Source organism: Roseicyclus salinarum, from assembly GCF_029624655.1.
In the GTDB taxonomy this organism is placed as follows: Bacteria; Pseudomonadota; Alphaproteobacteria; order Rhodobacterales; family Rhodobacteraceae; genus Roseibacterium; species Roseibacterium salinarum.
This window is the reverse complement of record NZ_JARRSA010000007.1, coordinates 26,111-48,800: the sequence shown is the minus strand read 5'-3', so window position 1 is coordinate 48,800 and position 22,690 is coordinate 26,111. Positions and strand designations below refer to the sequence as shown.

The 22,690-nt window shown below is 63.9% G+C and carries 22 protein-coding genes and 1 tRNA gene; 7 read left to right on the top strand and 16 right to left on the bottom strand.

The genetic code is table 11. The annotated features are described in order from the left end of the window. The first annotated feature begins 79 nt into the window (after window positions 1–79). Window positions 80–808 carry a DUF1223 domain-containing protein gene (locus tag P6F26_RS06260; RefSeq protein WP_278027801.1) on the top strand — a complete coding sequence of 243 codons (729 nt, stop codon included), beginning with the start codon at window positions 80–82 and terminating at the stop codon, window positions 806–808. A gap of 1 nt (window position 809) precedes the next feature. On the opposite strand, the gene P6F26_RS06255 is transcribed toward P6F26_RS06260, so the two are convergent. Genes P6F26_RS06255 through P6F26_RS06245 form a run of 3 tightly spaced genes read right to left on the bottom strand, consistent with a single transcriptional unit; the run spans window position 810 to window position 3,107 of the window. Then, entirely contained in the window at window positions 810–1,742 is a 933-nt protein-coding gene (locus P6F26_RS06255) for a lysophospholipid acyltransferase family protein (protein ID WP_278027800.1), read from the bottom strand. Between the two features lie 31 nt (window positions 1,743–1,773). Continuing rightward, window positions 1,774–2,664, bottom strand: a complete 891-nt coding sequence (locus P6F26_RS06250; RefSeq protein ID WP_278027799.1) for a DMT family transporter — start codon at window positions 2,662–2,664, stop codon at window positions 1,774–1,776. Window positions 2,665–2,675: 11 nt separating this feature from the next. Continuing rightward, on the bottom strand, window positions 2,676–3,107 hold the full coding sequence (locus P6F26_RS06245; RefSeq protein ID WP_278027798.1) for a protein tyrosine phosphatase family protein: 432 nt from the start codon (window positions 3,105–3,107) through the stop codon (window positions 2,676–2,678). 250 nt (window positions 3,108–3,357) lie between these two features. On the opposite strand from P6F26_RS06245, the gene P6F26_RS06240 reads away from it, so the two are divergent. Continuing rightward, window positions 3,358–3,675 (top strand): TraR/DksA family transcriptional regulator, encoded by a 318-nt coding sequence (locus P6F26_RS06240; protein ID WP_278027797.1) that lies wholly within the window; start codon window positions 3,358–3,360, stop codon window positions 3,673–3,675. Window positions 3,676–4,024: 349 nt separating this feature from the next. After that, entirely contained in the window at window positions 4,025–4,240 is a 216-nt protein-coding gene (locus tag P6F26_RS06235) for a hypothetical protein (protein ID WP_278027796.1), read from the top strand. Window positions 4,241–4,273: 33 nt separating this feature from the next. On the opposite strand, the gene P6F26_RS06230 is transcribed toward P6F26_RS06235, so the two are convergent. Next, window positions 4,274–4,489 (bottom strand): hypothetical protein, encoded by a 216-nt coding sequence (locus P6F26_RS06230; RefSeq protein WP_278027795.1) that lies wholly within the window; start codon window positions 4,487–4,489, stop codon window positions 4,274–4,276. A gap of 171 nt (window positions 4,490–4,660) precedes the next feature. Here P6F26_RS06230 and P6F26_RS06225 point away from each other — a divergent pair, with 171 nt between their 5' ends. Continuing rightward, window positions 4,661–4,933, top strand: a complete 273-nt coding sequence (locus tag P6F26_RS06225; protein ID WP_278027794.1) for a DUF2312 domain-containing protein — start codon at window positions 4,661–4,663, stop codon at window positions 4,931–4,933. Between the two features lie 138 nt (window positions 4,934–5,071). Here the strand turns inward: P6F26_RS06225 and P6F26_RS06220 are convergent, their stop codons facing one another. Continuing rightward, a complete protein-coding gene (locus P6F26_RS06220) occupies window positions 5,072–5,950 on the bottom strand; it encodes a hypothetical protein (protein ID WP_278027793.1) in 879 nt (292 codons plus the stop codon). Window positions 5,951–6,098: 148 nt separating this feature from the next. On the opposite strand from P6F26_RS06220, the gene P6F26_RS06215 reads away from it, so the two are divergent. Both P6F26_RS06215 and P6F26_RS06210 read left to right on the top strand, forming a co-directional pair. Further along, window positions 6,099–6,174: transfer RNA gene (locus P6F26_RS06215), tRNA-Thr, on the top strand. 91 nt (window positions 6,175–6,265) lie between these two features. Beyond that, window positions 6,266–7,720 (top strand): site-specific integrase, encoded by a 1,455-nt coding sequence (locus tag P6F26_RS06210; RefSeq protein ID WP_278027792.1) that lies wholly within the window; start codon window positions 6,266–6,268, stop codon window positions 7,718–7,720. A 229-nt stretch (window positions 7,721–7,949) separates the two neighbouring features. On the opposite strand, the gene P6F26_RS06205 is transcribed toward P6F26_RS06210, so the two are convergent. From P6F26_RS06205 to P6F26_RS06155, 11 genes are all read right to left on the bottom strand, one after another. Continuing rightward, on the bottom strand, window positions 7,950–8,168 hold the full coding sequence (locus tag P6F26_RS06205) for a hypothetical protein (protein ID WP_278027791.1): 219 nt from the start codon (window positions 8,166–8,168) through the stop codon (window positions 7,950–7,952). A gap of 397 nt (window positions 8,169–8,565) precedes the next feature. Next, the gene (locus tag P6F26_RS06200; RefSeq protein ID WP_278027790.1) at window positions 8,566–9,336 is read right to left on the bottom strand and encodes a hypothetical protein; all 771 of its coding nucleotides are present in this window, start codon (window positions 9,334–9,336) and stop codon (window positions 8,566–8,568) included. Between the two features lie 204 nt (window positions 9,337–9,540). Then, window positions 9,541–9,912 carry a hypothetical protein gene (locus P6F26_RS06195; RefSeq protein WP_278027789.1) on the bottom strand — a complete coding sequence of 124 codons (372 nt, stop codon included), beginning with the start codon at window positions 9,910–9,912 and terminating at the stop codon, window positions 9,541–9,543. Window positions 9,913–10,508: 596 nt separating this feature from the next. Next, a complete protein-coding gene (locus P6F26_RS06190; protein WP_278027788.1) occupies window positions 10,509–11,165 on the bottom strand; it encodes a recombinase family protein in 657 nt (218 codons plus the stop codon). A 64-nt stretch (window positions 11,166–11,229) separates the two neighbouring features. After that, the gene (locus tag P6F26_RS06185; protein ID WP_278027787.1) at window positions 11,230–11,415 is read right to left on the bottom strand and encodes a hypothetical protein; all 186 of its coding nucleotides are present in this window, start codon (window positions 11,413–11,415) and stop codon (window positions 11,230–11,232) included. Window positions 11,416–11,605: 190 nt separating this feature from the next. Continuing rightward, entirely contained in the window at window positions 11,606–13,048 is a 1,443-nt protein-coding gene (locus P6F26_RS06180) for a class I SAM-dependent DNA methyltransferase (protein ID WP_278027786.1), read from the bottom strand. Window positions 13,049–13,058: 10 nt separating this feature from the next. Further along, window positions 13,059–13,877 (bottom strand): FHA domain-containing protein, encoded by an 819-nt coding sequence (locus tag P6F26_RS06175; RefSeq protein ID WP_278027785.1) that lies wholly within the window; start codon window positions 13,875–13,877, stop codon window positions 13,059–13,061. 29 nt (window positions 13,878–13,906) lie between these two features. Then, window positions 13,907–15,403, bottom strand: coding sequence for a restriction endonuclease subunit S (locus P6F26_RS06170; RefSeq protein WP_278027784.1), 1,497 nt, complete (start codon window positions 15,401–15,403; stop codon window positions 13,907–13,909). Between the two features lie 2 nt (window positions 15,404–15,405). Further along, window positions 15,406–18,078, bottom strand: coding sequence for a type I restriction endonuclease subunit R (locus tag P6F26_RS06165; protein ID WP_278027783.1), 2,673 nt, complete (start codon window positions 18,076–18,078; stop codon window positions 15,406–15,408). Window positions 18,079–18,287: 209 nt separating this feature from the next. Then, entirely contained in the window at window positions 18,288–19,022 is a 735-nt protein-coding gene (locus P6F26_RS06160) for a hypothetical protein (RefSeq protein WP_278027782.1), read from the bottom strand. Window positions 19,023–19,448: 426 nt separating this feature from the next. Then, window positions 19,449–20,954, bottom strand: a complete 1,506-nt coding sequence (locus tag P6F26_RS06155) for a hypothetical protein (protein WP_278027781.1) — start codon at window positions 20,952–20,954, stop codon at window positions 19,449–19,451. Between the two features lie 385 nt (window positions 20,955–21,339). Here P6F26_RS06155 and P6F26_RS06150 point away from each other — a divergent pair, with 385 nt between their 5' ends. Beyond that, window positions 21,340–22,674 carry a mechanosensitive ion channel family protein gene (locus P6F26_RS06150; protein ID WP_278027780.1) on the top strand — a complete coding sequence of 445 codons (1,335 nt, stop codon included), beginning with the start codon at window positions 21,340–21,342 and terminating at the stop codon, window positions 22,672–22,674. The last annotated feature ends 16 nt before the right edge of the window (window positions 22,675–22,690 follow it).

The window sequence follows — 22,690 nt, the reverse complement described above, 5'->3', positions numbered from 1 at the left end:
CCTATCGCAAAGGCTTGATTGGCGTGGAGGCCGGCTGGGCTCTAAGTGAAGACGGGATGACAAGCAGGGGTTACAGGCGATGAACCGACTTCTCGCGTTGGCGGCTTTCGGCATGGCATGCGGCGCTGCGGCCCAGTCGGGCGCGCAGGAGACGGCGGGCGGCGCCGATGCCCCGGTCGTGGTCGAGCTGTTCACCAGCCAGGGCTGTTCCGCCTGTCCCCCGGCCGACGAGATGATGGCCGAACTGGTGCAGCGCGACGACGTGATCGGCCTGTCTCTGCACGTCGATTACTGGAACTACCTCGGCTGGGCCGACACCTTCTCGCAGGCGGCCTTCACAGACCGGCAGTACGGCTATGGTCGCGCGGCTGGCTCGACCGTCGTCTACACGCCGCAGATCATCGTCGGCGGCGCGGACCGCGTGATGGGCGCGCGCGCGATGCAGCTTGCCGACCTGATCGCGGCGCATCGCGCCGCGCCCGATCCGGTGCGCATCGCCGTGAGCGTCGACGGCGAGCCTCCCGCCTACGCCATCGAGGCGCGCTGGATCGCCGACGGGGCCGCGCCGCAGATGATCGTGCAACTGGTCGCCTATTCCCCGCACGAGGCGGTCGAGATCGCACGCGGCGAGAACGCGGGCCGCAGCGCCGACTACTACAACGTGGTGCGCGACTGGCGCGTGGTGGCCGAGTGGGACGGCCGGCGCCCCTTCGCGGCAGAGGTCACGGCGGGCAGCGACATGCCCCATGTCGTCATCGTGCAGCAGGCGGGGCACGGCGCCATCCTTGGCGCCGCGCGCCTCGAATGAGCTAGGCGCCGCCCTTGCGCGCCGTCGCGCGGGCCTCGCGCGCGCGGCGTCGTTCCAGCCGCTCGGGCTTCCAGCGGCGATGCATCCAGAACCATTGTCCCGGCGTCGCGTGGATGCGCGCGGCGAGGCTGTCGTTCAGGGCCTGCGTCATCTCGGCGGGATCGCCATGCGGGATCGGCGCCTCGATCGCCATGTCGAAGGAAAACCCGTCCGCGCGCCGGATGCCGTAGATCGGCACCAGAAGCGCGTCGCGCTTCAGCGCCATCTCGGCGGCCGAAAGCGAGGTCGGCGCGGGCTGCCCCATGAAGTCGAGGATCGCGCCATCGGCCACGAACTGGTCCAGCATCATTGCCGCCTGTCCGCCGTCCTTCAGCGTCCGGAGAAACGCCGCGAGGCCGCGCCGCGAGCGGGCATAGGCGCGCCCGCCGACGCGCTCGATCGATTCGACGTAGTGCTCGTTGGCATAAGGGTTGTTGAACGGACGGTAGAGCCCGCCGATGTCGTAGCCGCGCTGGTTCAGCGCCGCGCGCGCGGCCTGCCAGTTGCCGAAATGGGCCGAGACGAAGATGATCGGCTGCCGCCGGCGGCGCGCGGCCTCGATGGCGGGCCAGCCGGGCCCCGAGGGTTGCAGCGTGGCGGTCTCGCGCAACTGCTCCTCGGGCGAGTAGTTCTCGATGATGGTGCGGCCGAGATTGTCGAGCGCCTCGCGGGTGATGCGGCGGCGCGTCGCGCGGTCCATCTGCGGGAAGATCAGCGCGAGGTTCTCGTCCGCGCGCGCCGAATAACCCGCGAGCGGCCCCAGAACATGAACGCAAAGCCAGCCCATCGTGCGGATGCGCGCCCGCCACGGCAGCTGCCGCATGAGCCAGACCGTGCCGCGGAAGCCCCGGTCGGCCAGACGGTCCAGCCAATCTGTCCGGTTGTTTCGTGACATGGGGCAGGGGCTCCGTGGCGGGGGCGGAGGCTCAGGGCGCGGGGCGGGGCGTGCCGGCCACCGCGCGGGCCTGTGTTTCGCGGTGCCAGACATAGACGCCCGCCCCCACGATCACAAGCGCGCCGAGGATCGTCCAGCGGTCGGGCGCCTCGTCGAAGAAGAGATATCCGTTCAGCGTGGCGAAGAGCACGCCGGCATATCCGAAGGGCGCGACGGCGCCGGCCTCGGCGACCGTCAGCGCGCGGATCAGCAGGAACTGGCCCGCCGCCCCCGTGGCGCCCAGCGTCAGGAACAGCGCCGCGTCGGCGGGACCGGGCATGGTCCAGACCGCGGGAACCACGAGCGTCGCCGCCACGCTGCCCACGACGGCGGTATAGAGAAACGAAGTCAGGATCGGCTCGTCCCGCCCCAGAAAGCGCGTCGTCAGAGCGTAGCAGGCATAACAGATGCCCGCGCCCAGAGGCAGCAGCGCCGCGGCGGTGAACACCTCGGCGCCCGGCCGGATCACGATGAGCGCGCCGGTCAGCGCGGCGGCGATGCCGAAGATGCGCCGCGGCCCCAGCGCCTCGCGCAGGAACAGCGCCGCGCCGAGCGTGACGATCACTGGGTGAACGTTCATCACCGCCGTCGCCGCCCCGATCGGAATGTAGCCGAGCGCGGTGAAGAAGCAGAGCGTCGCGGCGAACAGGAAGCCCGAGCGCAGCAGCTGCAGGCCGAGGTGCCGCGTCCGCAGCAGCGGCCCGACCCGCGGCGCCAGCACCACGAGGACCACGGCCATCATCCCCGCGTAGCGCGCCCAGAGCACCTGCAGAACGTCGTAGCGCGCGCTGAGCGCCTTGGCCTGGGCGTCCATCGTGGAGAACAGGAAGATCGCGGTCAGCATCATTACGATGCCCTGCGCCGTGGGCGACAGGCGGCTCATGGCGGGCCCGGTCAGGCGTGCTTCGCGGCGAGCGCCTCGAGCTGCGGACGGAGCCATGCGAGGTCGTAGCCTCCCGAGGACGCGCGGGCGAGGATCTCGTCCACGGGCATCTCGCCCGCCATCCCAAGCGCCCAGACGATGGTCGAGCGGTTTCCGGACGCGCAATAGGCGACGACCGGGCCCTCGGAGCCCTCGATCGCCTCGGACTGCTCCTCGACATTGGCTTCGGTCAGCATTCCCCCCGTGACCGGGTTGAAGACGAAGGCGAGGCCTGCGGCTTCGGCGGCTTCCTGCATGGCGGCGGCCTGCAGGGCCGGGGGGTTCTCGGTGTCGGGACGGTTGCAGATCACGGTGGCCACGCCCGCGTCCGCAAGCGCCTTCATGTCGGCGGGCTCGAGCTGCGGGGCGACGCTGTAGCCGTCGGCGATCGGTCGGAGGTCCATGGGGCGGCGCGTCCTTCTGAGGGAATGTCCAGTCGAGGCGCACCTTGCCGGAAGCGAAGGCCGAGGAAAAGGCCCGGCGGCGACGGGCGCGGCCGTCCCCGCGATGCTGCAGCGCGGTGTTGATCGAGGTCAATGCGGCCCGCGCGCGGCGGCTGCAGTCTTGGCGCATGACCCGGCTCGTGCGCCGGGGCACCGGGCGTGGCGCACCATCACGGTTGTCGGCAGGTGCCGGATGCAAGGGAGAACGCCAATGCCCGATATCGCCAAGCGCCGCGAGCAGCTCGAGGATCGCCTTGCCGCGCTCAGCCGCCGCCTGCAGGAGATCGACAGCGAACTCGACAGCCACCAGTCGAAGGACTGGGAGGAACTCGCCGTCGAGCGCGAGGCCGACGAGGTCCTCGAACGGCTGGGCGAATCTGGCCAGACGGAGATTGTGCGCATCCGCGCCGCGCTCAAGCGCTTGGACGAGGGCGAATACGGCTATTGCGTGAAATGCGGCAACGAGATCACCGAGGCACGGCTCGACGTGATCCCGTGGACGCCATTCTGCCGCGCCTGCGCGGGCTGAGACACCGCCGGGCGCACGGGGTCCGGCAAGACACGGCCTTGGGGGGAATTCACCATGCGCGGCCGACGGTTCGACACCGGGATGGAACAGCGTATCTCGGCACTGCTGATGACGCGATTCGCGGGCCGTGAGGTGGCGCGACGGCTCGGCGCCGCGGCGGCGGACCCGACATGCGGCGCGCCCTCTGACGGCCCGTGTGCCGCACGCGCTGCGCGAGGGGAAGGCCCGCCGAAGGACCGCGCCGATGCCGAGGCCGATGCCTCAAGGGTCCCGGCCGAGGCCGCGTGGAGCCATTGATCCCGACGCCTTCGGACGCGTCCGGACACGAAACCCAGGGAGTTGCAGCAAGATGACCGACAGCAAGCACAGACACGAGCACGACGACCACGAGGAACAGCGCCGGGAGGACCGGCCGGAGCAGCGCCCCGAAGGCGCGCATACCGAGGTGCGCCCGTCTCCGAAGGGCGAGGACCGGAAGGGCCCGCAACCGCGTTCGAAGCGGCTGCCCGACGAGCTGCGCGACGATCCCACCGAGGACGATCCGTTCAACGACGTCCCGGTCTGAGTGGCGCCGGCCGAACGGGCGAGGGCGGTCGGGTCAGGTCAGGAAGACGCCGATCACGACGCACATCAGGCCGATCACCGACACCAGGAGCGCGCCCATGTTGATCGAGACGATGCGCTGAAGCCGCGCGCGCAGCGCGTCGTCTTCCAGTCCCGCGCGCTTGGCCGACACGGCCGCCAGGATGCACCAGCCCAGCATCAGAAGACCCGCCACCGCAAGCACGGTTCCGACCAAGACCAACCATGCCATCGCGCGCGCCTCCACGGTGTCCGGGCCCTGCCTCGCGGCCCGGTTCCGGCTAGCGGATCGCTGGCGCGCAGGCAAGCGCCGAACGCGCCCGCGTCTCTTGCGGGCGGGGTCCCGTGGGGCTATCCGGGGGGCTTCGAGATCCCCTCATCCCAAGCCAGTGGAGCCGCCTTCATGGACGATCTGCAAGACACCGACGCCCGCCCCGACAGCTACCGCGTCACGGCGGACGAGCTGCGCCAGTTCATCGAACGCTACGAGCGGCTCGAGGCCGAGAAGAAGGACCTCGCCGACCAGCAGAAGGAAGTCATGGCCGAGGCCAAGGGGCGCGGCTACGACACCAAGGTCATGCGCAAGGTGATCGCGCTGCGCAAGCGCGAGCCCGACGACATCGCCGAGGAGGAAGCGGTCCTCGAGATGTACAAGGAAGCGCTTGGAATGCGCTAGGGCCGGGGCCGCGCGACGGCCCGGGCCAGCCCCAGCGGGTGCGGCCGCGTTCCTGGCGCGCGCGGGCATAAGGGCGGTGCACCGGAAGGGGCGCCGGGGGGCGAGGGACGGAAACCGCCAGCGGGCGGCCCGGTCTGCTCAGGGGGTGATCAGCCGCACGCCCGGAATGCGCGCCACCAGCTCCATGTCCTCGTCATAGGCGCGGGTGAGGTCCTCCATGACCTCCTCCGTCCAGCCGGGCAGGACGATCTCCTCCTCGAAGCGGTCCTCCAGCGCGTAGCGGCTCAGGAAGGCCGCGACGATGCGGCGGCGCTGAAGCTCGGTGGCGGGCGGACGCTGGCGCAGGTAGTCCTGCATTCGCCGGAAGCCCGCGGGATCCATGATCTCCTCGACCAGCACGTCCTTGCCCGCCAGCGCCAGCCCGGGCCCCGTGGCCGTGATCGCGTGCAGGACCTCGCCCCAGACGAGCGGCGTGTCCTCGTTGCACCAGACCGTCACGGGGCAGTCCGGGTGGGACCGCGTGAGCCGGCGCAGCATTTCCGACCACGCGACGGCATGGGGCTGCATGTTCTCGGTGAACTCGACGAAGTCCGAGAAGCGCGAGGCCCGGAAAAGTTGCGGCACCAGCGTCGCAAGATCGCGCATCCCGATGAAGAACTCGACGTCGGCATCGGGGAACAGCGCGCGAAGCTGTTGCGCCTGCCGGTCGATCATCGGCCAGATCTGCGGCCCCTGGATCACCAGCCGGTTGATGCACACGAAGCGCGGGTCGGACAGGATCAGCCGGTCGGGGCGCGGCGCGTCCCCGAGGATGGCGTCGAGAAGCGCATCCTCGACCTCGCGCGCGGCGGGCTGCCCCTTCAGCGCGCGCGACGTCTCACGGATGACCGCGCGGTAGCGTCCCGGTGCGGGCACGGCGACGCCCGCATCGAGCAGGACGTCGCGGTTCCGGATCAGCGTCTTCAGGAGCAGATCGTGGTCTGTGCACGGCGCGCCGAGGTGGAACACAACCTGCATGAAGTGGGAAACCCGCCCGAACCCTGTCCGCGGCACAGCCTATACGCCCCGCCGACGCGACGCAATCTCGCGCCCCGGCCGCCGTCCCGGCCCTGCGCCCCGCTGCCGTCTTGCGCGAAGCCCCCATGCCGCGTATCTGGATCCCGGCGCCCCTATAGCTCAGCTGGTAGAGCATCTGATTTGTAATCAGAGGGTCGGGAGTTCGAGTCTCTCTGGGGGCACCACAGGAACCTTGACGGGCTCCGTATTCTCAATGAAAACAGGCCTCTAGCTGCCTCCTCGGGTCCACATTCGGGTCCACAGGAGGTCCACAACATGGGCGTGACGATCACGATGAAGGGGTTGAAGGAACTGGGGGGCGGTCGCTGGGAATACCGGCGTCGGGTTCCCGAGTCAGCCAAGGCCGCGATGGGCAAGAGCGAATGGAAGCGGGTTATCAAGGCCCGGTCGGATGCTGACCTCTTCCGCCAATACGCCTTGGTCGAGGCGGAGTTTGAGCGCGATGTCGCCACGGCCACTAAGCCGAAACGCAAGCTGACCCCGCGGGCCGCTTGGGAAGAAACTCTTGGAGAAGCGAGCAAGGTCACGCGGGGTGCGGTGGGTCTTGAAGAAGACGAGGCCAGAGAATTGATTGTGGAAGAGTTGCTGAAAGGTTTGTCCGTAGGGGAGGACGAGGACGGAGGACCGGATACTGAGCCATTCAGCAAAGAGGATGTGTGGGAAGCGCTGTCCGCGCCTCCTGACTTTACTAGGGGCAGAGAGTTCCTGTTGGCTCAGGCGTTGCTCAATCGCAAGCGTCCAGCACCCGCTCTGACACTGGAAGATGCCCTTGAGGTCTACGTCACAGAGCGGCTTGGGGGCGGTGAGAGTGCGGAACACCGGCCCGCGATGGTGCGCCTTGAGCGCGTGATGCGGCTTGCCGCGGAGGCTGGTCTCCCGGCGTCCACGCCCTTGGTCGGCCTGACCCGCGAGCATGCCCGCAAGGTCCGCGATCACATGGCCTCTCGGTCCCGCCAAGGGAGTGAGGGCGAGCGGGTGTCTCCGGCGTCGGTCAAGCGCGAGCTTGGTCTCCTGCGGACTATGATCTCCTACGGCGCGCGGGAGCTTGGCCTCCTTGATCTGGTCAACCCGTTCGAGAAGCTGCCCATTGAGGGCGCAACGGCGGCAACTGGGGCGCGGGTCTCCGCCCGCGAGAAGGTGGACCCCCTCCCGCCGAAGGTTGCCGCGGCCATGCGGATCAAGCTAGCGGGCGATCTCCTTTTGATCTGGCGCTTGCTCGAAGGGACCGGATGCCGCCTAGGGGAGGTGACCGGGCTGCGGGTGTCGGACGTCCGCTTGGACGCGGAGTCGCCTCACCTTCGGATCGAGTGGCACGAAGGCCGCCGTCTCAAGACCCTGTCGAGCATCCGCTCGGTGCCCTTGGTCGGGGACGCCTTGGAGGCCGCCAAGGAAGCCCTTGCGGCTGCCGCTGGGGGAGACTTCCTGTTCCCCCGCTATGCCCGCGAGAGGGGCGCGGATGCCGCCTCTGCGGCCCTCATGAAGCACCTTCGCGGGTTCACCACGGACAAGCGCCACAAGGTCCACTCCCTCCGCCACGGCATGAAGGACCGCATGCGGAAGGCCGGGGTGGACAAGGCGGCTCAAGACGTGGTCCTCGGCCATGCGGCCCCCAACATCGGGGAGACCTACGGGGGCGAGGCGGGGCTTCTCGCCGTGGCGCTCCGGGCCCTTCGTGCGGTCGAGGCCTCCGAGGTGGGCGGAGCATCCTAGAGGTGAGACCCCTCCCCGAGGTGATTGGGAAGGGGCCCCTTTGGTCAACCCTTGCGGGTCACCGTGAGACCGCGCCACAGGGGAAAGGTCTCAGTCTTCTGCGACTCCGCAAATTGCGCCGGGGTGTCCACGGGTCTGGGCGGGAGGGGTTCCCCCCGTGCCTCCGCCTGTTCGCAGCGATAGCGCGAGTGTGCTTCCATCTGCTGGCGCGCCTCTTCTGCCGCGGTCCTCATGCGCGCGAGACCTTGATGAGGCCCTGCATCACGGCAACCCCGTAGGACACCTGAGTCCCGTTCGGCAGGATGAGGATGACCCGCCCGCCGTCCTTGCGGAACGCAATGCCCGCATCTTCCAGCGCCTCGGTCACCGCCGCTTGGTCGAGTTGATCGAGGCTCTCCACGAACTCCCTCGCAAGCTGGTCGATGCCCGCGGTCGAATTGGCGGTCATGAGCGTGAGGGTGGCCCCCCGAGCGCGCCCAAGACGGTCGGAGTTGCTCCACAGCCATTCGGAGAAGATGTCCGCGTCATGCACCCGAGGGTGCGAGGCGCGTCTCTAAGGCCCGCTCCATCCCGCTCACGCTCTGATATTCAGGCATGGTGGGTGTCCTTGAAGTTGTCAGTGGTGGTGATGGTGGGCACCTGAAGGGCAGCCGGATGCTGCACCTCCGGTGTGAAGACCATGATCGAGGTGGGATGCTTGTGCTGCACTGGTCGGGCATGATGAGGTGGGCCGTCGTTACGAAGGAGACCCACATGAGGGTGCGACCACAGGCAGCTAGAGGTTGGTCGTGATCTCGGCGGATGCCGAGGTCGAGGAAACCCCGCACTCCGGTGAGTATATACCTCTATAGGGAATGCGGGGTATTTTGTGCGGGGTTTCTCCCGAGAGCCCTTGTTTCCTTGGCCGCCCAAAAGATGTCGGTCTCGTCGATGAGGCAGAAGTCATCGTTATCGTCTAGGTCGATGGGAGGTATCTGCGCAGTGGTGTCATTCCGCCAGAGCGTCGGTCCCTCGAAGTTAATCTCTCCGTCCATGAGCGGGCCGAAGTGACCACAACCCCAATACGGTCCCTCGGGTCGCAGAGGGTCGAGAGGGCATCCGGCTTCATCCTGATCAGTGACCTTGATGACTGCCCGGAAGGTGGGCTCCAGGGTGACTTGAGGTGCCCACTCAGGGGAGAGTTGCTCCACGGTTTTCCCGTCGAGGAGGGTCGCCTCCATCCATGCGACGAAGGTATTCGCCTTGATCGGATTCCGACCCTTGGTCTTCGCCTCGGCGAACATTGTCACCGCCCTTGGGCTGATGAGGCTGCTCCGATTGCGGCGACCATCGGTGAACCGGAAGGGGGTCTTCTCGACCTTGATGGCGTCTGGGTGGGAGACGCGTCGAAGGCGTCGGTTGAAGCCTCCTCCGCCCCCGTCCACTTCGAACCCAAGGGCCTTGAAGACTGACGGGGCCGAGAGCCAAAGGCGACCTTCGGTCTTGATGACGTCGATGCAGATGCCCTCGAAGTCGTGGGTCTCATGTGTGAAGGCCTCCCCGAAGAGGGGGCGACCGTCATGGTCGGCCACAGCGTTCATGGTCGGCCCTTTCTGCTTGGTGGTAACGGTGGCCATGGTGCTGGTGTTGTCTGCCCCACGGAGTCGCTGGGAGGCCTCTCAGAGGCTCAACTTGGTTCCCGGCTGGCGACGGGCTTGGAACCGCTAGATGGCCTTGAGCGGGACCCTGCGCCAGTCTAGAGACACGCTCCGGTGCGGAGCTTTGGTCAGGCCCACTTGGTCCACGACTTGGTGCTTCGGGGTCGATGGACATGGCCATGGTCAGACCCTCGCCCCCGACACCCGCCAGCCATCCTGTCGAAGGAGGACCGGGAGGCCCGCCTCAATAAGCGCGTTCACTACCTCCGTCAGGGACACCTTCGGGCCGATCTTGGTGGCCGTATGGTGCTGCTGAAGAAGCTTCACGAGCGCGATGGTCTCGGTTCGAAGGGGGATGGTGCCCCATTCCTTGGTCTTGCTCCCCGGTCCATAGGGGCCGTCGAGATGTTCGGCGCACCAGTAGTTCGGGAGGCGCGCGCGCATCATCTTGTTGAGGCGGCGCTGGTATCGGGTCTTGTCCTCCATCGTGGCCCCCGTTCTTCCGGGGCGCGGTGGGGCTGGAATGAAGGACGTGGTCTCGGTCGGTCTGCGCATGGTCGGTTCCTTTGCTCCAAAGAGCGAAACTCATTGATTGTCGCCCCCACTCACGCGGACACTTGGAACTGTGCGGGAGCAGGGGCAGGGCGGCGATGGCGGAGCATCCTCGGATGCGAGCATCCTGCCGGGCGAGGGTGTCCTGGGGTCATGCACGAAAAAGGACCGCCACCCGTGTGAAGGGGCGGGCGGCGACCAAGGTCATGACTTCTTCGCAAGGACACCTCACCCAACCCAGCTTTTCTGTCGGAGCCTTGTGGCTGCTGCTCACGGCCTATCGGGTAGACCTACTTCGCGGGGCTGGGGAGGATTGGTGAGACCTGAGCGCAGGTGCCCCCCGGTAGGGGCGCGCTCAGGGGCCGCTCGGGGCGGCTGACGGTCTGTTGAGGGCTGAGTTGTGGGCTAATTGCCGGAGGGGCTTTCGCCGCCGCCGGAGCAGCTGACGGTTTGTTAGGGGCTGTTGGGTGGGTTAATTGCCCTCTAGTGCCCTTACATGGGTTCCCCTTCGAGAGGCCCAGCGGACGGACCGCCCCACGCCTTGTTTGGGGCTGATGTGGGGGTTAATTGGCAACGTATCTGCGTATCTGCGCGGGGGCTCAACTCAGCCGCTCAAGCGTTCTCATGACCTGCGATGCCTGCCACTTCCCGCCGCGCGCGGTCGGAACCCCAGACGCGTTAAGGGCCTCCGCAATCTCCCGAAGGCTCTTGCCCGCGGCCCGTAGCGGCTGCACCACATCGGCCACCTTCCGGGCTCTCTTCTCCGCCTCTAATTGAAGCGCCGCATTCCGCTTTGCGGTCGTGTCGCGCAGACCCCCAAGCTTCTGGCCCTTGGCCTTCGCCGCCGCGAGCGCGGCTTTGGTTCGCTTTGATATGAACTCCCGCTCCTGCTGAGCAAGAGACGCGTAGATGTGCAGTTGGAACGCTTCTGCATTCGGCATGGAAGCCACGCGGAAGGTGACCCGCTTGTCTTCCATAAGGCCTGCGATGAACGAAACCCGGCGGGAGAGGCGGTCGAGCTTAGAGACCAGAAGCGTTGCCCCGGTCTTCCGGCAGAGGTCGAGGGCCTTGGACAACTCAGGACGGTCGTTGTCCTTACCTGACTGGACGTCGGTGAAAGCGGCGATGACCTCGAAGGGTTCCTGGGCGTAGTTCTCAAGGAAGATGGTCAGGTCACGCTCTTGGGCATCCAATCCATGGCCGGTGCGGCCTTGGTCTTTGGTCGATACGCGGGTGTAAGTGACGAACTGTTGCATGGGTCGGCCCGTGGCAGGAGGTTGTGTCTGTAACGCGCCCCCCCTACCACAGGCGTTGCTAATGTCAACGTTCGTTGTGAATGTTACAGCCTGCTCCGCGGGCCTTGAGGTCTGTCACCATGAGGCTGACCCCGGGCAGATCGAGGATGACCTCCCCCGTTGCCGGGCGGCTGACGGTGGTGCGGGCGGGCAGGGTCTCGCTCTGGGCGACGATCTCGAAGCGGCCAAGGCGGAAGGCGAAGATGATCATGGGCGATGCTCCACGGTTGGGTGAATGACGCGGACCATGAGTCACCCGCGGCTACCCGTCAAGCCATTGAAAACATGCACTAATGGGAAGTTCCCGCGGATGGAGCTATCGCAGGTCACCGGCGGGCCCCACCGGGGGGGCCTGCGCGTTCCGTCTCCCTTATCTCCGGCTCTCACACCTGTGCGATGAATTATTCGGAGGTCTCGGCGAGTTCACCGGCAACGCTGCGGAACTGCTCAAGCGCCGCCTCAAGGTTATCGACGATTTCCGCCGCCAAAACATCCGGGGCAGGGAGGCTGTCCAGATCTTCGAGGCTGTCGTCCTTGAGCCAGAAGATATCGAGGTTGAGCTTGTCCCTTGCGACTAGCTCCTCGTAGCTGAACCGGCGGAAACGCTCAGTCTCCTTCCGGTCATGATAGCAGGCCACGAAGTCGTCGAAGTCCTCGCGCGTGAGGCGCTTGGTCTTCAGCGTCTTGTGGACGTTCGTGCGGTAGTCGAAGACCCAAAGCTCCCGCGTCTGCACCTCGCGGGAAGCGGGGCGCTTGTCGAAGAACAGAACGTTCGCCTTCACGCCGGGGCTATACCAGATGCCCGTGGGCAGCCTCAGGAGCGTGTGGAAGTTAAACTGCTCAAGGAGCCGCTTGCGGATGCCCTCACCGGCCCTCCCGGCCTCGAACAGGACGTTGTCGGGAAGGACCACCCCGGCCCGTCCGTTCGCCTCCATCACGGTCATGATGTGCTGCAGGAAGTTGAACTGCTTGTTCGAGGTCGTGAACTTGAAATCCTCGCGCTCGTAGTTCTCCCGCTCGGTCGAGACCTGTCCGTCTTCACCGATCACCTTGTAACTCGACTTCTTGCCAAAGGGCGGGTTGGTCAGAACCACGTCGAAACGCTGCCCGCCGTCGAAGGCCAGCGCGTCGCCCTGCACCACGGGGCTCCCCCCGTTGCCGATGCCATGCAGGTAGAGGTTCATGGCACAGAGGCGCACCACCTCGTCCACGATATCGACGCCATGGAAGGACGAGTGCCGTAGCTCTCGCAGCTTCGTGCGGTCCTGCGTCTGGCCCTTCATGTGGTCGTAGGCGGCGAGGAGGAATCCGCCGGTTCCGCATGCCGGGTCACAGACGCTCTCTCCGATGCGGGGGTTGACGCACTGGACGATGGTCTCGATCACCGGGCGAGGCGTGAAGTATTGCCCCGCTCCCGACCTCACCTCCGAGGCGTTCTTCTCAAGGAGGCCCTCGTAAATCTCGCCCTTCACGTCCACCGTCAGGCCAATCCAAGGGCCCTCCTTGTCAATCAGGCTGACGATACGCTTGAGCTTGGCCGGGTCTGAAAGCTTGTTCTGGGCCTTGCGGAAGATCGTGCCGATCAGCCCGTCTTCGCGCGCGAGGGCTTCGAGCGTGTGGCGGTAGTGGGCCTCCAGCGCCTCGCCGTTTTTCGTGACGAGAGCGGTCCAGTTCCACTCGGGCGGGACGGACGATGGCTCGCCGAGAAACTCCACTCGCTCCGCATCCATCTTGAGGAACAGGAGGAAGGTGATCTGTTCGACGTAGTCGCCGTAGGAGATACCCTGATCGCGGAGCACATGGGCGTAGTTCCACACTTTCGAGACAAGCTGTTCGTTGGTCACGTCGATCCCACTAATTGAAAGCTTCTTCGGTGACCGCCAAGAGGTTTGCAGCCGCTGTGCCAAGGTCCTCACCGTCAATCCAAGAGAGTATGTCGTCTTCGGTTCCGAACAGGATTTCGCGGGCCTTCGTTGGGCCAATTCGGAGTTCGAGTGCTGCTATTGAGTCCCGGCGTTGGTGCCTGCCGTGCATGATGGCACCATAAAGTGCGAGTGAAATGACATGAGAGTGCGACGCGATATTCTCGTCGTATTCTCGCTCAAAGATCAGCCGCTTGGCGATCTGTTCACTCTTTTTCGCTTCAAGTGCGAGTGACTCTTTCATGAGCTCGCTCGTGCTCTTCATGGAGCGTGAACTCCGAATGCCTATGTGACTGGACACGCCGAAAACCTCAGCGACCCGGTTTTCGAGCCGGAACGCCTCGAAGTCTTCTTCGACCCGCTGCCCTTTCCGCGGGTTTGCGTCTCCAACGTAGAAGTAGAAGTGCAGCCGCCCGGAAGATCGTTGCTGGGCGTGGTAGTCGAGTTCGTGGTGACGGAACAGCCATACCCTGTCCCTAGACAGGTCGGTGAGGGCCACCAGTTCCGCAGGGCTATCCTCGCGCAGCCACCAGTCAAGGGCGGGCTTCCCGCGGCCACCGGCGGGCTTCGGGCGAAGGTTCGTCTTCACCTGCACGGTCAGGGCATGCGACATGCCGGGGGCATAGGCCACCAGATCGACGCCCGCATCCGTGGTCATGGCCGCCGACTCGATGCCGAGGGTGAGCAGCCGATATTGCACGAGTAATTCGCCGCCACGCCCGATCTGCGCGGTGGAAAGGCTGTCGTTCATGGGCCCGGTAACTGCGTTTTGAGGAGACGTCATCCTGTAGCCTTCGTGGGTCGGCGCTTGGGTGTGCCCGTGCTGGCCGCGCGAATGCGGGCGAGCAGCGCGCTTGCGGGTTCGTCCGAGGGGTCCTGCGGGACGAGGCGGCCCGAGAAGGCCTGTTTCAGGATGGACTGGCGGAGGGCGGAGGAGCGGGTGAGTTCGGTCTCGCTCCAAGTCGAGAGTGCTACTTCCTGAGAGGTCAACCGCTCAACCTCCTCTGAGGCCTTCCGCTGTTCCGAAATTGGCGGAACCGGAACCTTGAACCCTGAAATGTCCCCTTGGTTGATCTTGTGAATTCCCGCGGTCGTCTTCGCCGCACTTTCGATCTGCGCGCGCATGAAAGGAGAGTTCCATATCTGAAGGAACCATTTGGGCTCAACGCACTCAAGATTTAGCGGGATGCGTATCATGGTATCGGGGAAGGCGACCGCATCCGGCACAGCGCCGACAAGTCCTCCCCGACCAACAAGGGTCTTCGAGCCGTTACCGCGGCTGACCAAGACGTCACCGAATTGGACTGCAAAAGGCGCACCCTCGGTTGAGGACCACGCTCCAGCCTTACGTTCACGCAGATCAATCTGACCGTCTTTCAAGGCGGTCAGTCGCAGCACCGGGAAACCGCTCGGCGGGCCATTGGGGACCGACCGACCGTTGGAAAGGCCAGCCCGCAGCAATGTGTCTACCGTCGCCCACACCCACCCTTCCGGCAACTCCGGCAGCCCCGAGGTATCCAACGTGACGGGCTCCTTGTAACGGCCCCGGCCTTCCCAGGTCTCGCGGCGGGTCTTCAGGATGCGGGCAAGGAGGTCGTTGCAATGTTCCAGCCGGTCGCGGTTCGCCTCTCGCCAATCGGCGGTCAACTCCCCCATCACGGCGGCCTTCAGGACCGACTGGCGGTAGCGCTTCAGGAGCGCCTGCACCAGCCGCACAGCCTCTTCCCCCTTGTCGAGCCGGGCGAAGAGCGTCTCGATCTTCTCGACGATGCGACGCTGTTCGGGGAGGGGAGGAAGTGGAAGTGGAATGTCCTGAACTGTCTTCGAGGAGAGATGTTTGACCGTGATCGAGGAAGTGTTGTCGTTGATCAGCTTCAGATAGCCCGGCAGCGCGAATGCAAGGAGCTTCTGGGAATACAGGTCCTCATCAGCATCAACGGTGCAGACCCGCTGGTTGAGAAGTGCGGTCCCTCCCTGCCAGATACGGCAGTTGAAGTCGCCGTCCATGCCGATGACGATCTGGCCGTTGTCGATGTAGGGGATTCTCGTGTCTGTCAAATCACCATCGAAGCGTGTCTCAGGCTGCCCTCGGCTAATGTCCCTGATACGGACCACCGGCGTCCCGTTGGTGGAATTGAAGCCCGTCGAGCTAAAAGGATACCCATTCACCAGTTGCGCCACTTCACCTAGGCGAACTCGCTCCCATGAGGGATGCGCCGCAACCAGTCTGTTAGTGCTGTTCTCGACGAGGTCGTCAAGGTTCTCCCCGAAACTCATGCTTAGGCCACCAACGCCCCCTGCAGGTCCTCAAGCATGTCGTTCAACCCCTCCCCGAAGGCCCGCCGCGCGGCCACGATGCCGCCGCGCCCGGTGAGGCTCGGGGCCTCCATGAAGTCGCGCGGGCCTATCTCGGCATTGGCTGCTATAAACGACGCGATGGCGCGGAGCCACCCGGTCTGGTCCTCGGAATACTCCCGCCCCGCCTTCTTCTCGCGCCCGAGCCACAGGTTGAACCGCTGTTCCACCTTGTCGGCGAAGGGTTCCAGCGTCTCCTCCTGCCCTAGCGCGAAGCGGACGAGGGACACCACCTCGGTAAGCTGATCGTCCACCGGCGCACCCCGGACCTTGGCCGCATCGAGTCGCTTGTAGGCCTGCCAGACGTTGTGCGTGGCGAGGTAGAGGGGCGGCGCGGTCAAGGCGTCCACAAGCTCCCGGATGGCCGCATAGGTCAGCCGCTGCTGCCCCCGCGGCTGGTTGTAGAGGATTTGCAGCGCCGTCAGTTCGTCCTTGTTCGCCTCGATGAACTCGCGGAACGAGGCGATCTTCGCCTCGGCTAGCTCTCTCGGGAACTCCGCTCCGGTGACCTCATCGGGGGTGCCCTCGTCGATCACCTGCTCGGACTGTTGTTTGAGGCGTTTCAGAAGCTCCCGCGTGTCGGGGTCGTCGAAGGGGCGGCAGGCCTCCTCGACCAGAGCCTCGATCACCGCGCGCTCTTGGTCAGGCGTGGTGATGGGCCCATGGGTCCGCGCAAGGGCGGCCTGTTGCTCGTCCGGGTCAATTGCGTCGAGAAGCGCGTTGGCGAGGTCGCGCGGGGTCTTGCCGCCAGTGCGTTCCGCGATTTTCGCGCGGTCCTCGTCGTCGAGCTTGCGGTCGAGAGCAGCGAGTCGGGCGGCGAGGGAGGAGAGGGCATCCTCATCACGGCGGCCCTGCGCGATCTGGTCGATCAGCGCGTCGAAGCTGACGGAGCGGTTGCGTTCGAGGGGCTGGGAGGCCGACTTCTTGGTCTCGGAGACCCCCACCGCGTCGATCAGGATAAAGCGCGTCTTGGTCTGCGCGTCAGGCGTCACCGCCTTGAGGTCGGCGCCTGGAATGGTGCGAACTCCGCGCCCCTTCATCTGCTCGTAGTAGCCCTCGGACTTCACGTCGCGCATGAAGATCAGGACCTCGACGGGTTTGATGTCCGTGCCAGTGGCGATCATGTCCACGGTCACGGCGATGCGCGGGTTGGGGTCGATGCGGAAGGCCTTGATGAGCGCCTTCGGGTCCTCGCCGGTGTTGCGGTAGGTGATCTTCTTGGCGAATTCGTTGCCCTCGCCGAAGACCTCGCGGGCGGCGAGGACAATCTCCTCTGCATGGCTGTCGTCCTTGGCGAAGATCAGGGTCTTCGGCAGCCAGTCGCCTGACCGCTCGGGGAACAGCTCGGTGAAGACGCGGTCCTTGTAGGTCTGCAGGATGGTCCTGATCTGGTTCGGGTTGACGACGGAGCGGTCGAGGTCCTGCCCCGTATAGTCGATATCGTCGTCGAGCTCCCGGTAGCGCACGGCCCGCGTTCGCTTGTCCCGCACGGGCACCTGAAACCCAGCGCCTTCCACCCTGCCGCCTTGTTCGGTCACGCGGGTGCGTATGCGGTAGACCTCATAGCCCACGTTCACCCCGTCAGCCACGGAGCGCTCGTAGGGATATTCCGCCACGAGGTTCTGATTGAAGAACCCCAGCGTGTGCTTCGAGGGGGTCGCGGTCAGCCCGATGATCGAGGCGTCGAAGTATTCCAGCACCTGCCGCCACAGCCCGTAGATCGAGCGGTGGCATTCGTCGGTGATGATGAAGTCGAAGGTCTCGATGGGGATTTCGGGGTTGTAGGCGAGGGGCGGGACCTCACCCTCTTGCCCGGCCCATGTCTCGAAGGCTGAGGGCTCCTCGTCCTCGGGCGCGATCTCGTTGCCCCTCAGCATGGAATAGAGCCGCTGGATCGTCGTGATGACTACCTTCGCATCCGGGTCGATCCGGTGAGAGTGGAGGTGCTGGACGATGTAGGTGTCCGTGAAGCGGTTGGCGGCCCCGTGCGGCAGGAAGTTCTGGAACTCCTTGAGCGTCTGATCGCCCAGGTTGTTCCGGTCCACGAGAAAGAGGATGCGCTTCGCGCCACCGTGGCGGATGAGGCGGTAGGAGAAGGAGCAGGCGGTGAAGGTCTTTCCGGCCCCGGTGGCAAGCTGGATCAACGCGCGCGGGCGGTCCTCAACGAAAGAACGCTCCAAGCCGGTGATGGCCTCGATCTGACAGTCCCGAAGGCCCTTCGGGTCCAGCGACGGGAAGCCCTGCAGGCGTCCCCTGAGCGTGTCGTGTTCCTTGAGCCATGCGAGCAGGGTCTCGGGCTTGTGAAAGGCGAAGAGGCGACGCGAGCGCGGCTTCGGGTCCCGCATGTCGCGGAAGAAGGTCTCATCCCCGGTGCTTTCGTAGTCGAAACGCAGCGTCTCCTGCCACCGCGCAAGGTGGTTGGGCAGCTTCGCCATATACCTCTCGGACTGCTCCGCGACGCCGCTCAGGGTGACCCCGGCCTTCTTGGCCTCAATCACACCGGCGGCCTTCCCCTCCACGAACAGGAGGTAGTCGCACGGCCCCGCTGGGAGCGAGAACTCTCGAACCGCGACCCCGAGGGCCGCGTTGCGGTTCATCTTGTCTTTGCCCTGCAGGACCCATCCGGCTTCAGAGAGCAGGCCGTCAATCTTCGTCCGTGCAATCTGTTCAGGTCCATACATGAAAGCAGCCGAAAGGTTGAGCCAAACGCAACGTATCAGGGCCCGTTGATTGCGCAACTCGTGAAGTGAACGCTACGACTTCACTAGCTGGGCGAGAGCAGATGGGGCGCTATTCGCTCGCACCATCATGACGGTTCATTCTTATCGAGCTTGAATTCTGGGAAGCGGTGCCGGAATCGCTGTCTCGCAGCCTCTTCGAAGCTAACTAGGACATCCCAAACTCGTGGAATATCCGAGTCGATCATTTCCATGATTTGCCCGACTAGATTGTTGAGGCGGGAGGTAAGCATCTCAGCATGAAGGGCTGTGTTGCCATGAAATTCCGCCATAAACTCTGTACCTTCGCCTAATTTTCCCGCGCTCATATTGGCTATCTGGAAATCGTGCATTTCTGCGCGGAGGCTGGCATATTTGTCCACTGCTGCCATGATGTTGGCTATTCGCCTTTGGATCAGGTGTACGTCGTTGAGAAGATCGGCCTTCTTCATCGAAATTAAGAAAGCCGTCTCGCTCGGAGAGATGGGCTCAATATTGTCTGGTGCTCCGACAAGCTCAGTTACCTTGGCCCATGGCTCCATCTCCTCCGCACCATTGGCGGCAGCATCGTCGAACATCCCGTTGATTTGCTCGCGTAAGTTTGCCGCCGAGTTGTACGCATCAAACAGCTTGTGAAAAGTTCCATATGCGCGCTCAGCTTGGATGCGCTCAAGTTCCTCCTCGCGTGTCAGCCGGGCTGTCCTGTTGTTAAGCCACGTCGCAACAAATGAGCCGAACAGCGATAGTACGCCGCCCATCAGTGCTGCTGCGAAAGGCACCCATACACCTTCACTGACGCTTAACCCGCCCACAACGATATCCAACTCGCGCTCCTCCGATCTAATACGGGTGGGACACATCGGGCAGGGAACCCGACGACGTCGTAAAGCGATATCAGCTTCGTTCTACGGGCGCATCTGTGGAAGCGAGCAACGTACTCGCGACCCTATCCCAACTGGCCTGCAATAATTTCCGCTACGGCCCGGTCCAGTCACCTTGACCCCCAGAAGTGTGGTTGACGTGGCTGCAGCCCTGACCCAAGCTGGCACGTGGACGGGTCCACAAATCGGTCCCGTGCAGGTCCACACTCGGGAAGGCGCTGGCGCGTAACCCCTTGAGAAATAATCTCTCCGAGGCGGTTCGATTTTCGAACACAAGCTCTCTGGGGGCACCAAGTCTCACGCTCGGAAACAGTGACTTGCGACCCTTGACCGTGAGTCAAACGTTGAGGAGGCATCCAAGCCTTCTGCTTACTCGAAAAGAAGCTCGACGTCTGTAAACTGGTTCAGGAGTTTCCCTCTGTTGATACTGTCAAGCACAGCTTGCGCGTCCTCAAATTGAAGGTCCGTGCCTTGCAAGAATCTTTCATTCGCCGCCAGCCACTCTGCGCTGATCGCGCGCAAGGTCTGGTTGAGAGATGGGTCACTGTAGGCTGACGCCCTAGAAAGATACTGGAGCGCCACGATGTGTTGCATATGGTAGAAATTTCTTCCATTTGCTTTCGAGAAATTCGTAGGATAACCGCAGATAAGCTCTTGGTTGTCCGGCAGTGAGATTTCAACAACACTCAAGCCGTCTTGCAAATCTGAATCAAGTGTCTGCCAATCGCCCGAGCCGTCTGGAGAAGCGCGGAGAGGAGAATATCCTCCATCTCTTATTTGAAGGGTGAAAGGGCCTGTAGATACGAGATATGTCTCGAATAGACCACTACAGGTAACTCCCATTGTAATTCTTCGCCCCTGTCGGGAAATGACCCTAAAATCAAAGGTAGAATATTCGCCTTCGGCTTCGTCGACGGCCATGTGAATGTAGTTTCTCAGTCTGGGGTCTCTCGCTCGGTACACGATCAGGGGGTCTGATGCATCTTCGGAAAGTTGCACAATAATTCTGTGTGGCGATGTATCGGAGTATCGACTTATATTGCGCTGAGTGTCGTACCATATTTCATGGTTATCCACGAAGAACTCTAAATTCTGCCGCACATATTCTGCAACTTCATCGTCATCATATTGTATGGCGTAATCATTCAGGTGCAGAAGTGCATGAAGCCATCCGTTTAAAATGATCTCAGGATTGGAGCGGAACATAGGGAGTTCAAGTTGCGCCACCCCCAAGTCAACCCCGCCTTCCTCATATGGAAAGAGAAGTGCCAACTTAGCTTGATTGAGGAGTTGGTTGCTGGTCTCGGTCTGCATCTCCTGGTCTAGACGCATATAGCCAGCCAGAATCTCGCTTTGACTTATTGAGCTATACATTAGATCGGGACCGCGCATCCTGTTTAGTGGATAAAGGTTTGGATAATAGGGTGCCGCTCCGCCGTTGGGGAGGTCGACGGATACGATTGACGCTATCGTTTCTATATTGTTCTGGAAATCGCGGTTTGTTGCGTTATTAAACACAAATCTCCCATAGACCATGGGGTGGAAAACGTATTGGTTTGGATTGTCCAATTGCCAGTACTGCGCAAAGGGTATTCCATTTATTAAGGTCGTGCTTTGATTGTTTCCATACATTGAAAACTCAAAGCCGGGCATGCCGACCTCATAAATCTGGCCAACGAAATCCATTTCGCTGTCATGTGGCTGGAATATCGCAGGAGTGACACACTCGTCGCCCCCGGTCACGACACGGCACGCCAAGGCCGCTGCGGGTGGGGAAATTTCTTGGCTGCTGACGCGGTCTTCGGAAGTGATAAGAAAGAGCGTCCCAGCAAGCAAAACCGTACTTGCTGCTGCGGTCAGGAGGAGTGTTTTCATGGCATTCAGCTTCTTATGATTTTGTGGGGTCGATATGCTGTTTGCACTATCGAATCAATTGCTCCACTACAACACATGTGCGGTCTTTGGGCCTCGGTGGCGATGTCGGGAAGGCGAGCCGTAGCGTTCTACTAAGTATCCCTTTTCGGAAGGCTTCAAGACGTTGAGCATGTGCTCCGCGATTGCTGTCGCGACCACGAGCACATTCAGCGAACCTGGCTCAAGCGTACCCTCACACCGAGTTGCCTTGCGGTGCCCATGCCCGTTTTCGTGGCCTTTGCCTGCCGGGTCGTTCTGCCGACCGCGTGGCCACGCGCGGCGTCTCGCAGGGCTGGCTTGCCGCCGCGCCGTGTGGCTGCGATGCTGGCAAGCGAAGGCGGCGTGCATGGAAAACCAGTTCGACACCCTGCTGGCCGAGGCCGGAAACGTCCGGGACGCGCTGGCGCTCCAGTTCTCGAACCTGCTTCTGCCCTCGCGGCTGACGCAGGTCGCGATCCTTGTCGGCTGCGTGCTGGCGGCATGGCTTCTGAGGCGATGGGCCGGTGCGCGGATGGCGGCGTGGATGCACACGCTCGAAGGACTTCCCAAGTGGCAGTTGCGCGTGCTTCTGGCAGTCCACAGGCGCCTGGGGCTGATCTTCTTCGTCCTGCTGGCATGGCTGTCGGTCCTCGTGGTGGCCGAGACGACGGCGTTTACCTCGCGGCGCTTCATCCTCGAACTCGTGGCGACGATCGCGACGGCGTGGCTCGTGATCTCGCTCGCGGCGCGGACGATCCGCAACGTGGCGCTGCGCAAGATCGTCACCTGGGGCGTGTCGATCTACGCAACAGCCTATTTCCTGGGGCTCGTCGATCCCGTCTCGGCCGCGCTCGATGCCGTGGCGATCGAATTCGGGGACTTCCGGCTGTCGATGCTGACGCTCCTGAAGGCGGTCGTGGTGACCGCGCTCCTGCTGGGCGCGGCGCGGATACTCGCCCATGCGACGGCCTCGCGGGTGCGTGCCAACGAGGACATCTCGCCCTCGATGCAGGTCCTCGTGGTGAAGGTCCTGCAGGTCGTCCTTTACGGGGCCGCGTTCTTCATCGGCCTGCGCGCGGTGGGCTTCGACCTGACCGGACTCGCCGTCCTGTCTGGCGCGATCGGCGTGGGCCTGGGCTTCGGCCTGCAGAAGGTCGTCTCGAACCTCGTGTCCGGGATCATCATCCTGCTCGACAAGTCGATCAAGCCGGGCGACGTGATCTCGCTCGGCGAGACGTTCGGCTGGATCAACTCGCTCGGCGCCCGCTACGTCAGCGTGGTGACGCGGGATGGCAAGGAATACCTCATCCCGAACGAGGACCTGATCACCGGGCAGGTGGTCAACTGGTCCCATTCCAACGAGTTCGTGCGCCTCGACATCCATTTCGGGGTGTCGTACGGCGACGACCCGCACATGGTGCGCCGCCTCGCCATCGAGGCCGCCAAGGGGGTGGAGCGCGTGCTGACGACGCGCGCGCCCGTCTGCCACATCACGGGCTTTGGCGACAGTTCGGTGGACTACATCCTGCGCTTCTGGATCAGCGATCCGACCGCGGGCCTGACCAACATCCGCGGCAACGTCTATCTCGCGCTCTGGGACGCATTCCGGGAGCACGGCGTCTCGATCCCGTTCCCGCAGCGCGAGGTCCGGCTGCTGGATCCTCCGCCGGGCCTGGCGGGGCAGGGGCCGCGCGCCGAGTGACGGCGGCCCGGCCTTG

What these genes read in the sequence shown, in the direction of transcription:
- P6F26_RS06250 (WP_278027799.1), bottom strand. Translation starts at nt 2,664, where the DNA reads ATGAGCCGCCTGTCGCCCACGGCGCAGGGCATCGTAATGATGCTGACC.
- P6F26_RS06210 (WP_278027792.1), top strand. Translation starts at nt 6,266, where the DNA reads ATGGGCGTGACGATCACGATGAAGGGGTTGAAGGAACTGGGGGGCGGT.
- P6F26_RS06225 (WP_278027794.1), top strand. Translation starts at nt 4,661, where the DNA reads ATGGACGATCTGCAAGACACCGACGCCCGCCCCGACAGCTACCGCGTC.
- P6F26_RS06185 (WP_278027787.1), bottom strand. Translation starts at nt 11,415, where the DNA reads ATGATCATCTTCGCCTTCCGCCTTGGCCGCTTCGAGATCGTCGCCCAG.
- P6F26_RS06200 (WP_278027790.1), bottom strand. Translation starts at nt 9,336, where the DNA reads ATGGCCACCGTTACCACCAAGCAGAAAGGGCCGACCATGAACGCTGTG.
- P6F26_RS06155 (WP_278027781.1), bottom strand. Translation starts at nt 20,954, where the DNA reads ATGAAAACACTCCTCCTGACCGCAGCAGCAAGTACGGTTTTGCTTGCT.
- P6F26_RS06245 (WP_278027798.1), bottom strand. Translation starts at nt 3,107, where the DNA reads ATGGACCTCCGACCGATCGCCGACGGCTACAGCGTCGCCCCGCAGCTC.
- P6F26_RS06205 (WP_278027791.1), bottom strand. Translation starts at nt 8,168, where the DNA reads ATGACCGCCAATTCGACCGCGGGCATCGACCAGCTTGCGAGGGAGTTC.
- P6F26_RS06195 (WP_278027789.1), bottom strand. Translation starts at nt 9,912, where the DNA reads ATGCGCAGACCGACCGAGACCACGTCCTTCATTCCAGCCCCACCGCGC.
- P6F26_RS06190 (WP_278027788.1), bottom strand. Translation starts at nt 11,165, where the DNA reads ATGCAACAGTTCGTCACTTACACCCGCGTATCGACCAAAGACCAAGGC.
- P6F26_RS06230 (WP_278027795.1), bottom strand. Translation starts at nt 4,489, where the DNA reads ATGGCATGGTTGGTCTTGGTCGGAACCGTGCTTGCGGTGGCGGGTCTT.
- P6F26_RS06165 (WP_278027783.1), bottom strand. Translation starts at nt 18,078, where the DNA reads ATGAACCGCAACGCGGCCCTCGGGGTCGCGGTTCGAGAGTTCTCGCTC.
- P6F26_RS06255 (WP_278027800.1), bottom strand. Translation starts at nt 1,742, where the DNA reads ATGTCACGAAACAACCGGACAGATTGGCTGGACCGTCTGGCCGACCGG.
- P6F26_RS06150 (WP_278027780.1), top strand. Translation starts at nt 21,340, where the DNA reads ATGGAAAACCAGTTCGACACCCTGCTGGCCGAGGCCGGAAACGTCCGG.
- P6F26_RS06170 (WP_278027784.1), bottom strand. Translation starts at nt 15,403, where the DNA reads ATGAGTTTCGGGGAGAACCTTGACGACCTCGTCGAGAACAGCACTAAC.
- P6F26_RS06240 (WP_278027797.1), top strand. Translation starts at nt 3,358, where the DNA reads ATGCCCGATATCGCCAAGCGCCGCGAGCAGCTCGAGGATCGCCTTGCC.
- P6F26_RS06235 (WP_278027796.1), top strand. Translation starts at nt 4,025, where the DNA reads ATGACCGACAGCAAGCACAGACACGAGCACGACGACCACGAGGAACAG.
- P6F26_RS06220 (WP_278027793.1), bottom strand. Translation starts at nt 5,950, where the DNA reads ATGCAGGTTGTGTTCCACCTCGGCGCGCCGTGCACAGACCACGATCTG.
- P6F26_RS06260 (WP_278027801.1), top strand. Translation starts at nt 80, where the DNA reads ATGAACCGACTTCTCGCGTTGGCGGCTTTCGGCATGGCATGCGGCGCT.
- P6F26_RS06175 (WP_278027785.1), bottom strand. Translation starts at nt 13,877, where the DNA reads ATGAACGACAGCCTTTCCACCGCGCAGATCGGGCGTGGCGGCGAATTA.